The sequence below is a fragment of the Dissulfurimicrobium sp. genome (assembly GCF_049968175.1).
GTDB classification, from domain to species: Bacteria; Desulfobacterota; Dissulfuribacteria; order Dissulfuribacterales; family Sh68; genus Dissulfurimicrobium; species Dissulfurimicrobium hydrothermale.
In genome coordinates this window covers 1-12896 of record NZ_JBMFRG010000055.1, presented here as the reverse complement: position 1 = coordinate 12896, position 12896 = coordinate 1, and the positions used below count along the sequence as shown (strand labels likewise).

Annotated in this window: 12 protein-coding genes, 1 tRNA gene and 2 pseudogenes; 7 read left to right on the top strand and 8 right to left on the bottom strand. The window is 51.9% G+C overall.

Annotated features, from left to right (window positions below; all coding sequences use genetic code 11):
* The 6 genes and pseudogenes from ACP5SG_RS07700 to ACP5SG_RS07675 form a co-directional block, all read left to right on the top strand.
* Positions 1 to 1478, top strand: a pseudogene (locus ACP5SG_RS07700) (ATP-binding protein); the annotation flags it as partial.
* 213 nt (positions 1479 to 1691) lie between these two features.
* Entirely contained in the window at positions 1692 to 1889 is a 198-nt protein-coding gene (locus ACP5SG_RS07695; RefSeq protein ID WP_237889223.1) for a Druantia anti-phage system protein DruA, read from the top strand.
* 49 nt (positions 1890 to 1938) lie between these two features.
* Positions 1939 to 2385, top strand: coding sequence for a hypothetical protein (locus ACP5SG_RS07690; protein WP_237889224.1), 447 nt, complete (start codon positions 1939 to 1941; stop codon positions 2383 to 2385).
* Between the two features lie 180 nt (positions 2386 to 2565).
* Positions 2566 to 2642, top strand: a tRNA-Met gene (locus ACP5SG_RS07685).
* Positions 2643 to 2757: 115 nt separating this feature from the next.
* On the top strand, positions 2758 to 3573 hold the full coding sequence (locus tag ACP5SG_RS07680; protein WP_237889225.1) for an ATP-binding cassette domain-containing protein: 816 nt from the start codon (positions 2758 to 2760) through the stop codon (positions 3571 to 3573).
* Between the two features lie 2 nt (positions 3574 to 3575).
* The gene (locus tag ACP5SG_RS07675; RefSeq protein WP_428123268.1) at positions 3576 to 4352 is read left to right on the top strand and encodes an ABC transporter permease; all 777 of its coding nucleotides are present in this window, start codon (positions 3576 to 3578) and stop codon (positions 4350 to 4352) included.
* On the opposite strand, the gene ACP5SG_RS07670 is transcribed toward ACP5SG_RS07675, so the two are convergent.
* The 3 genes from ACP5SG_RS07670 to ACP5SG_RS07660 are packed head-to-tail and all read right to left on the bottom strand — an operon-like array spanning position 4345 to position 7511.
* Positions 4345 to 5193: a hypothetical protein gene (locus tag ACP5SG_RS07670; protein WP_237889227.1), complete on the bottom strand. Its 849-nt coding sequence runs from the start codon at positions 5191 to 5193 to the stop codon at positions 4345 to 4347. The genes ACP5SG_RS07675 and ACP5SG_RS07670 overlap by 8 nt on opposite strands.
* Positions 5168 to 6778, bottom strand: coding sequence for an HD domain-containing phosphohydrolase (locus ACP5SG_RS07665; RefSeq protein ID WP_424661855.1), 1611 nt, complete (start codon positions 6776 to 6778; stop codon positions 5168 to 5170). Before ACP5SG_RS07665 ends, ACP5SG_RS07670 begins: the two co-directional genes overlap by 26 nt.
* Positions 6779 to 6809: 31 nt before the next feature.
* On the bottom strand, positions 6810 to 7511 hold the full coding sequence (locus ACP5SG_RS07660) for a response regulator (RefSeq protein ID WP_428123263.1): 702 nt from the start codon (positions 7509 to 7511) through the stop codon (positions 6810 to 6812).
* A 90-nt stretch (positions 7512 to 7601) separates the two neighbouring features.
* Between ACP5SG_RS07660 and ACP5SG_RS07655 the strand changes: the two genes are divergently transcribed.
* Positions 7602 to 9389 carry a DUF6178 family protein gene (locus ACP5SG_RS07655; protein WP_428123261.1) on the top strand — a complete coding sequence of 596 codons (1788 nt, stop codon included), beginning with the start codon at positions 7602 to 7604 and terminating at the stop codon, positions 9387 to 9389.
* On the opposite strand, the gene ACP5SG_RS07650 is transcribed toward ACP5SG_RS07655, so the two are convergent.
* The 5 genes and pseudogenes from ACP5SG_RS07650 to ACP5SG_RS07630 form a co-directional block, all read right to left on the bottom strand.
* On the bottom strand, positions 9383 to 10003 hold the full coding sequence (locus tag ACP5SG_RS07650; protein ID WP_237889232.1) for a pilus assembly protein PilX: 621 nt from the start codon (positions 10001 to 10003) through the stop codon (positions 9383 to 9385). The genes ACP5SG_RS07655 and ACP5SG_RS07650 overlap by 7 nt on opposite strands.
* 7 nt (positions 10004 to 10010) lie before the next feature.
* Positions 10011 to 11147, bottom strand: coding sequence for a prepilin-type N-terminal cleavage/methylation domain-containing protein (locus ACP5SG_RS07645; protein WP_428123258.1), 1137 nt, complete (start codon positions 11145 to 11147; stop codon positions 10011 to 10013).
* Entirely contained in the window at positions 11147 to 11551 is a 405-nt protein-coding gene (locus tag ACP5SG_RS07640) for a type IV pilus modification PilV family protein (RefSeq protein WP_237889234.1), read from the bottom strand. Before ACP5SG_RS07640 ends, ACP5SG_RS07645 begins: the two co-directional genes overlap by 1 nt.
* Positions 11526 to 12023, bottom strand: coding sequence for a GspH/FimT family pseudopilin (locus tag ACP5SG_RS07635; RefSeq protein ID WP_237889235.1), 498 nt, complete (start codon positions 12021 to 12023; stop codon positions 11526 to 11528). The genes ACP5SG_RS07640 and ACP5SG_RS07635 overlap by 26 nt, the downstream gene beginning before the upstream one ends.
* 1 nt (position 12024) lies before the next feature.
* A pseudogene (locus ACP5SG_RS07630) lies at positions 12025 to 12896 on the bottom strand (Ig-like domain-containing protein); the annotation flags it as partial.

Sequence of the window (12896 nt, the reverse complement as noted above, 5' to 3'; positions counted from 1 at the left end):
CGCTGCCGCCCGGCGTTACGGAGAACGAACTCCTTGCGGCATGCGCCGGTCCCGACCTGGACAACATCACAGCTACCGCCGTCTTGTCCGAGCTTCGTAATACATGCCTTTACCTGCATTACGACGGCGTCCGCTACTGCTTCAAGAAGGACCCGAATGTTACCAAGCTGATCGAGGACGCCGAGCAGACCGTTGCCCGCGAGGATTCCCAGGCGCGCGGGCACGGCCCGGTCCGAAGCCAGATCAAGGAGATGCTGGATGCCCGGCTGGCCGGACACCACAAGGCCATCGTATGGCCTTTGAGGACCCAGGACATCCCCGACGGGGACCCGCATTTTCTCGTTGCCTACCTGCCCATTGAGTTTGCCGCCGAGGACAAGTCGGAGCAGGAACGTCAGGCCAAGGAGTACCTCACCAAGTACGGAGATCGCCCCAGGCGGTTCCGGAACGGTCTGGGCCTCGCAATACCGGAAAAGAAACAAATCGAGGCCTTGCGGCGTGCCGTTCGTTACCTGCTGGCCATTGATCGTGTTGAGGCAAAGAAGCAGCAGCTCCGGCTTACCAGGGATCAGCTTGACCAACTCCGGGAGAGGAAGCGCACCGAACAGGCCGCGGCTGAGTCGTGTTTCCGGGAGCTCTACACGGCCATCTGGCTGCCTCGGGTTCAGGATGGCGAGTTGGAAATAGAAAGGGTGGAACGGGGTGGCAGGCCGCTTCAGGCGACTGGCGTGCACGAGCGGATCATGGAGCTGCTTACCAGTGTGGGGACTCCGCGGATTCACGGATCGGTTACGCCGCGAAAAATTGTCGAGCGCGTGAGACTCGGTGAATCCCTGTGCGAGGGTGAGCCCCCGCTCATGGGCATCAAGGCATCCGATGTACTTGAATCGTTTTTTCGGGATATTGCGCCGCCCCGGTTGGAATCTGCATCCGTGCTGCGCAAGGGAATCGCACGGGGTGTATCGGAAAGTGTCTTCGCCTATGTGAGTGGAGGAAGTCCCGTGCTCGGCCCTGATGGGAAATACCAGGTGAACCCCGACAAGGTGATTCTCGGCCGCTCCATTGCTGATGACGAAGTCGATTTCGATTCCGGCTTTCTCATGATGCCGCAAGCCGTCCAGGAAGCCCCGGCGGCCCAACCCGCAGACGCTTTCCCTGTCGACACCGGCGCAGTTCCCCCACCGAGCGTCCACAAGGGCCCGACCGGAATGGGTGTCGGAACCAGTGCCGGACCAGTAACGACGGGTACGGAAGCTGCCGGTCGGAAGAAGCGGGTCGCTTTTGCCTTCGAGGCCACCCGAGAACAGGTCTTCAAGGCGTTCCCGGCCATCGCGAACCTGGCCGACAAATCCGACGGAGCCAAGGTGCGAATCCGCATCGAGGCCTCGTCGGCTGCTGGCTTCGATCCATCCTGGCTGCGTAATGCCGTCGACGAACCACTCGACGAGGCGGATATCGAAAGGACAACGGAGGAATGAAGCAAGCGAACATTAAGGACATGAAGGACTTGCGGCCATAATGAACGTGCCATCGGCAGAGCACCTGAAGATTGCTATTATCCAGTCCTTGCGCAAGCAGGGCTACAGGGTACGGAACGGCGTTATCCAAATGCCAGATAACCCTACTAAAGATTATTTTCGTGCTCTAAACGAGCTTGCCCTGCAGAAAAAACTGGAGTATCCGGTCCAGGTGTGCGGTCTTATGAAGACCGGCTTATTCGATATATCGCCAATGGAGACGAGGTGGTCCCCAGCGCAATACGCCCGAAGCTCGTTGTGGTGAAGCCGGAATCCGAGCATGAGCTGCTTTTCCGTTACGCCTGTCTCCACTGGGGTATTCCGGTTTCCGCAGGATATGGGAGAAGGCGCCGGGAATGGCCTGGTCTTTGATAACCCGTTGATATTGAAGGTTTTCGGTTAACTGCTGGGGAGAAAGATCATGAGCGATATAGACCCCATGACGGATGCGCTGAAGCTGTCCAGCGGCGCACGGTTCTATCGGTGCGCGCTTCAGGTTAATCCATTCGATTACGTCCAGCGTCATAACAAGGAAACGGCGTTTGAGGATGAGGCGTCATACAACACTGCCATCGTGCAGGCCTGTCTCGATCACGATATTGAGGTCATTGCTATCACTGACCACTACCGGGTTCACACAGCCGACGGCCTAGCCAAGGAAGCGCGTGACGCGGGTATTCATGTGTTTCCTGGCTTCGAGGCCGTTACCAAAGACGGAGTTCACATTCTGTGCTTGTTTGAACCAGGCAGAACCACACGAGAGTTGGGACGCATACTTGGCGACTGCGGAATCCACCGGGATGAAGCCGCGTCGCCCACAGGGAAATATGATGTCATAGAGTTTCTCAAGACAAGGAACATGGGCTGAGATAGGGCATGGGGCGCTAAGCGGCCACCGTGAAGGGGTATCCGATCCCGCTCGCGCATAAAAGCCGGTTCAAAAGATGGTTGAATCCATGGATTCTTGCGGGGCGTAGGTCGGTATTATAGGTTGGGTATTTTGTGATTGACGATTGCGCTGAGAGGGATTATTTTATGACGCATCTGATGCGGGGTGGAGCAGCTTGGTAGCTCGTCGGGCTCATAACCCGAAGGTCGGAGGTTCAAATCCTCCCCCCGCTACCACATCAAAGTTTTGGGATCTTAACGATTTTATCTAACCTAGACTATGTCCATCATTGGGTTTTTTTAAAATCCCAGCCTTTTATGCCCTAATTTAAAGAGATCAAGGTCGTTATCCATGGAGTCCAGCCAAATCAGAGATGCGGCCGTTTATACATCGAGTCTGACACGTCGATTCGGGGGGTTTACGGCAGTTGATCACATAGACATGCGTGTCCCTTACGGCGAGATATTCGGACTCCTTGGGGCGAACGGCGCTGGCAAGAGTACCACGATCAAGATGTTGACCACCCTCCTTGCACCTACGTCAGGCATGGGTATGGTCGGTGGGTTTGATATCATCAGACATCCTGCGGAGGTTAGGCGCCGTATCGGTTATGTACCTCAGATGCTTTCAGCCGATGGTGCCCTTACTGGCTACGAAAATCTTGACCTGTCTGCCAGGCTTTATGGCGTCACCAGGGCGGAGAGGTCGGGGCGCATCGATGAGGCCCTTACATTTATGGGGCTTAAAGACGACGCCGATAAACTGGTCAAGAACTATTCAGGCGGCATGATCAGGAGGCTGGAGCTTGCGCAGGCCATGCTCCACAGGCCTTCTATATTATTTCTCGATGAGCCCACCATAGGACTTGACCCCGTGGCAAGGCGCATTGTTTGGGAAAGACTTCTGGATCTCAGACGCAGCTATTCAATGACCGTGCTTGTCACGACCCATGATATGGGGGAGGCAGACTTTCTGTGCGATGAACTTGCCATCATGCATGCAGGTAGGATCGCCGTTGTCGGAAGGCCTGCTGATCTAAAGGCCGAGATAGGACCGAATGCGACCATGAACGACGTCTTTGCCAGATATAGCGGCGGTGCCATCGAGGGGGGAGGAAATTTCCGTGACATCGTACAGACCCGCAGGACTGCCTCGAGGCTTGGTTGACCATGTTCGTATCGAAGTTTTTAAGTGAGAGTTTTGCGGTAGCAAAGACAGAATTAAAAAAACTCATGCGGGATCCGACCGAGCTATTTTCCAGGGCGGTGCAGCCTTTCTTGTGGCTTGCCGTATTCGGTCAGGTGCTGAACAGGGTAAGGGGGATACATTCGGGCCATGTGGACTATCTCGCCTTTATCACCCCTGGGATACTTGCGCAGAGCGTCCTCTTCAATGCAATCTTCCATGGAATAGCAGTCATCTGGGAGCGAGACCTCGGTGTTATACACAAACTTCTCGTGAGCCCGGCCTATCGTGCTTCGCTTGTCTTCGGGAAGGCCATTTCTGCCGGTTTTAGGGGGATCGTCCAGGCCATCGTGATCTTTTTCATCACCTTTTTTCTAGGGATCGACATCGCCCACGGGCCGGTGACCATCCTGGGCGTGGTGATCTGCGTGCTCATGGGTTCCGCCATCTTTTCCACCTTTTCCTTGATCGTAGCATGTTTGGTAAAGACTCGTGAACGTTTTATGGGAGTGGGGCAGGTGCTTACGATGCCCATGTTCTTTGCAAGCAATGCGATCTATCCTCTGAAACTGATGCCTGAATGGCTGCAAGCCATCGCAAGGGTAAACCCGCTTACCTATCTCGTGGATGCGCTTAGGGGGCTTTTGATCGGGGGCGGGCAGGGGCTTTACGGCCTAAAGGAAGACCTTTCGATACTTGCTGTTATCTTTCTTGCTTTGTTTACCGTTGCTGCAAGGCTGTATCCGACGCTGATCAGGTAGCAGGAAGGGCCAGGCTTATCTCTTGTTGTGTAACCCGGTGCGTTGCACCGAGTTTCCTGGCGACAAGTTCAAGCAGTGCATAAAATGACATGGTGCCGCATGCAAGCCGTACCTTATCCAGAGGACAAATGTACTCCAATGATGCATCATCGCCTTCTCTTATGGTGAAGGGCCTCCCTGTATGAGCGAATTTGAGCCCAAGCCTCTGGCCATCCCCTTCAATTGCTATTTGAATCTCTTTCTTTTCCGATTTTTCAAGTAGTTTTAGCTGGTTAATGCACATGATCATGGCGATGTCTATGAGGTCTTTGAGAAGGCGTTCATCCGTGAGGATGGAAAGCGGCGATGAAGGTGCATTGATGGTCGTGTTTATCTGATGTTTGAAGAACAAATCCGCCTTTAAAAAATCGATCTCCTCACTGAGGGCCATACCTATCTCAACGAGTGCAGGGCCTTTGATGTCTTGGCCCCTGTCGGCTATCATTGCAGACATGCCCTCCAGTTTCATCAGTATATCTTGTAATTCCGCTGCCCGTTTCTCTTTTTTGTCAGATGCCTCTTTCAAGTCTCGAAGCAGCGCAATGGCCGAATCAAGGGCCTCATTTTTTCGTGACGTTCGACCAGACAGATCGGACAGGAATTTATCTATATTCATTCTGTCAAGGCCTATTTCGCGCCTCATGAGCTCGATCTGCATTGAGAGGAGCTGGAGTGCGCCGTTTAGATTGTGTGACAGCCCCCTGGCAAGGCGACCTGTCAGGCATGCCCTGAAGGCCTCTATGAACGCTTCATCTGTGATCTTGTCGTGCGGCTGACTATCTTTTATCTTCATCGTCATCATGGACGCGGCCTGTACATTCGACCCCGCCGTTCATAAAATCTTCAAAGGCGTCGATTATTAGCGGATCGAATTGGGTCCCTTTGTTTTGTTTTAGCTCAGCAAGGCCGAATGCGGCCGTCTTTGCCTTTCGATATGGGCGATCCGAGGTTATGGCGTCGAAACTGTCTGCCACCGCCAGGATCCGGGCAAGATAGGGTATGTCGTTACCGCTAAGTCCATCGGGATATCCATTGCCATCCCACCTCTCGTGGTGATTTCTTATTATCGCCTTTTCGACCGGCATGATGCCGAGGTGTCCGACTATCTCTTCGCCGATCAAGGGGTGCGATTTGATTATTTCATACTCTTCTTTCGTGAGCCTACCCTTTTTAAGCAATATCTGATCCATTATGCCGATCTTGCCGATGTCATGCAAGTGGGCTGCGAATCTCAGGGAATCCATCTCGACAGGTGTACAGCCTAGATGCGATGCCAGTTTCAACGAGAGGTCTGTCACCCGCCTTGAATGCTCCTTTGTGTAGGGATCTTTTGCCTCAAGCGACCTCACTAAGGCCTTGAGCGTTGCGTGCAGATTCAGCGCGACGCTCTCGTAGAGCAGGAGGTTTTCCACAGTGAGGCTCGCCCGTTCGGCTAAGAGGTGGAGGAGAAAAATGGCCTCTTCGCCCAGTATTTTGCCGCTTCGGGATTGGGCGACCGACAAGACGCCGAATACCTCGTTCCTGATGGTGAACGGTACGATTATGCGATCACCGACAGCGGTATTTGCAGCAGATTTTTGTGTATGCATGAAGGACTCGCCTGTGATCATCACCGGCATCCCATCCCTTGCTACCTTTGCACAGACGTCTTCTCCGTCCAACGCTATCTCGTTCCATGCGGCCGGATATGCCCCTGCTGCGCCCATCAGTATCAGCTTCCTGGCCTCATGATTTGCCACCCAGAAACACGCCTGCCTGGTCTCGGTAAGGGAACATGCCATTGTCGCCACCTTTTCGTATAGTTCATGGGTACTCTTCACCCTACTCAAATTATCGCTGATGTTAAAGAGTATGGACTGCTCCTTTATTTTCTTTTCAAGTCGGCTGTTTATCTCCTCAATAACCTTTTTGGCCTTCAGTTCCTCTGTTAAAAAGAGGTTTTCGATCAGTATCTTTCGTTCGCGCATGGCCCGTTCCATAATCACCTGAAGCTGGTTAAACTTGAACGGTTTTGCAATGAAATCAGAGGCGCCTGCACGCATGGCATCTATTATCAAATTCATCGAAGGCAGCCCTGTGATGACGATTGCTATAATTGTTCGGTCCTTTTCTTTGACGCGGCGTATGAACTCCAGACCGTCCATGCCGGGCATATTTATATCCGAGATTATGCAATCGACCCTTTCAAGGTTGTGTAGAAGCATAAGGGCGTCGAAGGCGTTTGAGGCGTCTATGACATCAAACCCGTCAAGCCCTGTAAAATATTGGGCTATAGCCTCCCTTACAGCCTGCTCGTCGTCTACGACCATTATACGGAATTGTTCGGACCGGTCGGGTCCTTTTTCGGCATAGGCAAGCTTCGGCGTAACAAAGTTGATGTCGGCCATAATCATCTTATCCCGCTATGTTCATGACAAATTAGAGCCATTTGAGTAGTCCTTTTTTGAGGGCCTTGAATTCATCTTTGTCGATAAGACCTTCCTTCAAGAGGGCTGCAAGCCTCTCGATCTCCTGGAGCGCCTCCTTGCCCGATAAATTTTCAACATAAGTCAGGGGTGGGGCCCACTCAGGTGCAAAGATATTTACATGCGGATCGGGGTCCCGGTTAGGGGCTTTTTCCCCGGCATCTTCGATCCTTTTTGTCTTTTTTGCGTCTTCCAGACCCATTTGCAGGAGTTGATTTTCGCGCCTGAGCCTAATCTTTTCGCATGCATTGTCAACGCTGATCTGCATTTCTTCGAGCCTGAATGGCTTCCTGATATAGTCATACGCCCCTTGCTTTACAGCCTCTATAGCGGTTTCGATGGAGGCGTAGCCTGTCATGATTATCACAAGGATATCTGGATAGAGCATCTTGGCGGTTTTTAATACCTCCATCCCGTTCACGTCGGGCATCATGAGGTCGGTTATCAAGATGTCACAGTGGCCCTCGTGCAGTCTGCGCACGGCCTCAGAGCCGCTGTTGACAAGGGCAACGTCCCTGTCCACCTTGGACAATACCTCAAGCAGGATGTCACCTATATCCTTTTCGTCTTCCGCAATGAGGATGCGGAGTTTTTCGTCAGGAGCGGTCTCGATCTCTGTTTGTCTCCTTTTTAAACATACTTTACTGTCATGCACAAAAGATCGTATATTATTTTTAAGTCTATCACAGATCTGATTTTTTACGAGCGGTTCACTCTTTAATCATCGGATAAAAGGAGCATGAACTTGAACTATCTACCCCTTGAACCTCTTAGACTTCTCGAAATGCCCGTAGACAAGGCCGAGGCGCTTTTCAACCGGCTCCCGCTTAAGGATCAGGCGACAATGGTCCTTGGGGTGCCGTGGGAAAGGCGCCAGGACCTCATCCTGATGTCAAAAAATGCGCGGGATCTCGTGCGAGGAATGCCTGCCGAGGAACTTTTTTGGACCATCAAGGCCGTTGGGCCGCAGGATGCGCTTCAGATCGTAGATATGGCGGCGCCCTCACAGCTACAATTCATCTTTGATTTTGATTGGTGGCGCAAGGACAACCTTGTGCCTGAAAAGATCATAGCCTGGCTCATACTTCTCTTCGAGGCCGGGGAGGAGACACCTGGGGCGTGGATACGCTGGATCTCGAAACAGGACGAGACGCTCCTGCCCCTGATCCTGCGGCGTTTTGTACAGATACAGAAGCGCTCTGACGACCTTGACCTTCAGGAGGCGCGGGATGTGCTCCCTGCCTTTACCCTGGATGACGTATATTTCATCGCCTTTAAAAGAGATGAGTTAGCACCGCTTATGAGCCGTTTCTTGAACGAGATTATAGCTGGATCCGAGGGCCTTTACAGGGATGTGATGGAGACCATCCTGTGGGAGACCGACGCAGAGGGCCTTGAGACCGCTTTTCGGTTGAGAAACGCCAGGCTCAGTGACTTAGGCATACTAGATTATTACAGTTCCTTGGATATCTATGCCCCCATAACCCAGGATCAGGTAAGAAAGATAGACGACGTCGGATGTGACATCCTGGGTTCGAACGCAGAAGAAGATCTGATGCCGGCGTTCATTCCGACGCTCTATATGGGGGATTATCCAGCCCTCCGCGAGGCAGTAATGGGAATCGCAGGTTCGCAGTCCATGGAGAGGATTATATTTGAATGGGTTGGCGCTGCCAACAAGATCTTGATGGCAGAGAATGTCGATCTGGACGACTTTGAGGCGCAGAGGAAGACGCTTCTGAGTGTAGCCGCCGCCCTGAATCTTGCGATCGAGTTGCTTGCAGCTGGGGAAAAAGGGGCCCATCCTGTTGATATTCTAAGGGAGCGTGTACTTGAAGACCTGGTTCGTCTTGCAAATACAAAGATTAGGGCATTGAGATCGAGGGTCAGGCGTATGATGGATGAGGGTCTCATCTCGAGGGAGTTCCTCCACCTGCCTGATTCATGGGAATATCTCTTGGAAGGTCTTGTCGTGACGCCGAGGCCGAGGTTTTGGGACCCCGATGTCGGCGACTATGTCGATTTTCAGGGCATTGCACAGGTCAAGCAGGCTGAAGATCGGTTGAATGAGATAGAGACCTGGGGCCTCTTGATGGCAAGGATTGAGCCGCACTGGGGCGTATGGCGTGACACCCTCTCATTCAAACACACCAATTTCAGGCAATTCAGGGAGTTGACCTGGCAGCAGGCCCTGCTTACGGCCTTGGCCAACAAGGCCCTTGGAGGTGAGCTTGTCATAAGACCGGTTAGGGGAAAAGACCTCATGCGCTTAAGAGACATCTGGTTCGGGTCAGGGTGGAAGGGCGAAGGCGCGGTCCCGTCTGGTGCGGTTGTGATTGAGGAGGCCATGTCGGCCGTAAGACCGTTGGCCGTCAAGTCCGGTGTTGAAATCGACACCCTTCACCGGATGATAGTTGGGATGTTGAACGGTTTTTACGACGAGATAAAGGGGCTTGTCCCTGACGCAGAGATAGACGGCAGGTTCATCGCCGCCGTGTGGACAGAGATCGGGCCGGACGCAGGGGATCAGTAGGCGTAAAGCACGGACAGCTGTGCGTTTTCGCGGGGATTTACTGCATTTTGGCCCTGTATCTCGATACGGTACATGTATGGAAGGTGCTGGGGAACGACAACGCCTCCGCCTGAGGTTGCCACTCCTTCCCCTTCGAGCTGTACATCTGATTGGGAGCTGTTGCCAGGGACCGTGTCGACTATCTTGGCAAATACGGTGATGTCTGGCTGAGATGCCGGGAATTGGAAACGAAAGGCCAGATCAGGGTTTGTTGTGGGGTTTAACAAATTGCCGAGCCCGCAGGTGTTCCAATTGGTGCCTGTATTCAATGTGGTCAATTTAGCGGTAAAACATGCATCGGAGGCCTGGGCGTTCAGCAGGCCGCCGTAATTCCCCAATGAACTCAAAGAGGCGCCAGCTGTGTTGCTAATAGCCCTTGGTATGACGTCTTTGGTCATTATGTCGAGGATGCCGTAAGAGGCCTCGAGTGCGGTCTGATAGCGTTTTTGAGAGCCGCTAGACCAAATGCCGCTCTGCACCATCACGAGCAGACCCCCGATCATCAGGAGCCCTATTACTGCAAGCAGCATGGCAGTGATCAGTGCCACGCCCTTTTCGTTTTCCAATATCTTCATAGACGCCTTACCTCAGATTTTCGGGCTTGACTGACAACGTATAGACCTTCCATCGGTAGTTTTGCCAGTTGCCGCCTATGGTAGCGGCAAGGTCGAATTCATGGCCAGTCGTGGCATCATCGCCTACGATGACCTTGCTGTTTGGGTAGGTATAATTCCTGTCCATATTGCCCTCATGGGACAGGACATAAACCCTTACCTCTTTAAGCTGATCTCTGATCTGTTCGGCGGTCAGGCCGTTCAGGCCATTTGCACCCGTTATGGTATCAACGACGCCGTCTCCATTGGTGTCGAGGCGGTACGCCACCTGAAAATCCGCTACACAGTCCATGAGCGGGAGAAAGGTTTGGCCTCCATCAGCCTGATTGATCGTGGCCTTTTCAAGGACGCCCGTATTGGGGGCGCAGTGGGCAGGGACATTGGCGTTGCTTATGAAGTAATCGGCCCTGTTGAACGGCATCCTGAGGTTGTTATCGTGACCGACCCCATAGATAATATACTCGCCTGGATTTTGAGGCGAAAATGCAGGCGAAAAGGGGGCTGTAGAGAAGTTGGTCCAAAACGCCCCTCCATTCATCACAAGCTGCCGGTATGACCCGTTGCCCGCATCGGGCCTTATGACGATTACCTTGTCACTGTCAGTCAGGTCATCGGCGCCCCAGGTATGAACCGTGACGTTATTGGCGGCGTCACGTACAATATAAGTCCATCGCTGGGCGGTATCGCTTTGCGCCGCTATGGTCGATTTGATGACCAGATAGTCTGAATTATTTATGCCGGTATTGTCGCCGCTCACCACCGCCCTTGGAATTCCATTCGGTGCGTCGTTATAGGCTACCGCAGGGTTTGTCGCCGCTTCGGAATAGTTGATGACCGCTGGGTCCTGCGCCGACGGGTTTTGAAATGACCACGGGAGGCCGTAACCCGCATGTTCGATGTCGTTTCGCAATATATCAAGCCCTATAGAGGACTCCAGTTTTGTCTCGGCTATGCCGGATTGCTGCACCGTGTGTCCGATCAATTTTGTAAATGTATTGGTAATTGCGGCCATGATTATGCCCAGTATGGCCATATAGACCATCAGCTCTATCAAAGAAAAGCCTAATTGAGAAAAAATATCTGGTTTTAAAATAGTCTTTTTCATCAGATGTCATTTACTATAATAGAGCTTATTGTATGTTGATAGTTGATGCCCTTATCACTCCATGTTACCTGTACATCTATTCTTTTTATGTCTGTTGTAATATCTGTCACCCTGTCGCTTGTATTGTAATTTATTTGCCCGCTTCTTATATTTCTGACGACGGATACTGGATTGGTCCAATTCGGTGCCGTCGCCGCCAATGAGGCAAATGGAAGGTCCTTAAGCCTGTTCATCTCTTCCTCGGCGACATTTATCGCCTCATCCCTGAGCACATTGGTTTTGTTGTTCGCAATGGCTGAATTGAGGCCGGCAAGGATCCCGAGCATGGCGATCATGAAGATAAACATGGCGATCATCAGCTCAACCAGTGAAAATCCTTTATCTTGCCTGGCAATTAGTTGCATTGCAAGCGACCCCCCAATTTATCTTTCCCATATTGATCCTTGTTTGACTTATGATGATGCAGTTATATGCAGGATTTTGTTGTGAAAATATACAGATTGTCTGATTTTGGCCTGGCGGTATTGTAAGTAGTCCACGCCTATCGAATGTCATGGTATTTGCAGCATAAGTTATTGGGAAATTAGCATATTGTATTGTGGTTGTTGCAACTCCTGCGTCTATATTTCCGTCTCCGTCAGCGTCAGGTCCTATGATCATTGTATTAGGAGTTAGATTCACTATATAATTTATGTTTTGTTTCATTGCGTCGTTTCTTGCCCTCATCAAGGCAGCATAGCTTTCTTTGGTATAGCGTTCTATTGTATAGCGTTCATTCCATTGATTGAAGCCCATGACTGCGATGCTCGCCAGGATAGCCATTATCGCTATCACCACCATTAGCTCGATCAATGTAAAGCCTTTCCGTCCTCTCATACTATTTTTCCTGGACATGGATGACCTTTTTAATGGGCAGGGGATTTGTAACGACCATCAGGCCTTGTCCGGTCGGCGGAACGCCGAGGATGGCGTTGCTCTTTCTGTTGGAGCTGTTGGGGAATGTCCCTGTTTTATTTGACAGATCCAGCTCCTTTATCTCGCCTGTCGAGACCTGTATCATGACCTTGCCTTGCAGGGCATAGCCCACGCTTCCGCCCGTCTTGTAGTCGATCGTCCAGAGATATGTGCTTCCGCCGTAGCCGCAGATATCCGCAGATGGGGCGAACGTCAGGAAAAAGACCGCGCCGTTCGTGCTCGAGGTCGGGTTCGAAATAACCCTCTCCGCGCCGAAGTTCGAATTTGCTGGATCTAGGTTTATGAACCAGCCGGTTTTGCCACTTGGCAGGTCTCCATTGGTCGTTGTTATGCTGCCTGTCTGGTCCTGGAGCGTGGTTTTGTCAAAAGCGGTATTGCAGCTAAGGGCGATATCTGAATTGATATAGCATGGCTCCTGTATTCCATATAGCTTCCGCTGGGTTGTCAGGTCATCAGTCTTGTAGAAATATCGCCCTTCGCCGAAATAGAGCCAGAGGAGGCCGTTTTTTCTGTCAAGAAGTTTTGCGATGGAGCCGGTGACAGGCCCTATCCCGTCGATTACCTTGCTTACAGTCCACTGACTCGGGTCAGGATTGTCGTTCATTATAAGCCTCAATACCCCGCCGCCCCATGTTGGATTGCTGGTATTACAATTTGCAGTGCATTGTGTATATCCGACATAGACTGCATCGTCAGAATAGTTGCCTGCATTGTTTGTATCGTTTCTTTCAAGGTCAATGGTGGCGTTCTGAAGAGATCCTGCAAAGGCATTGG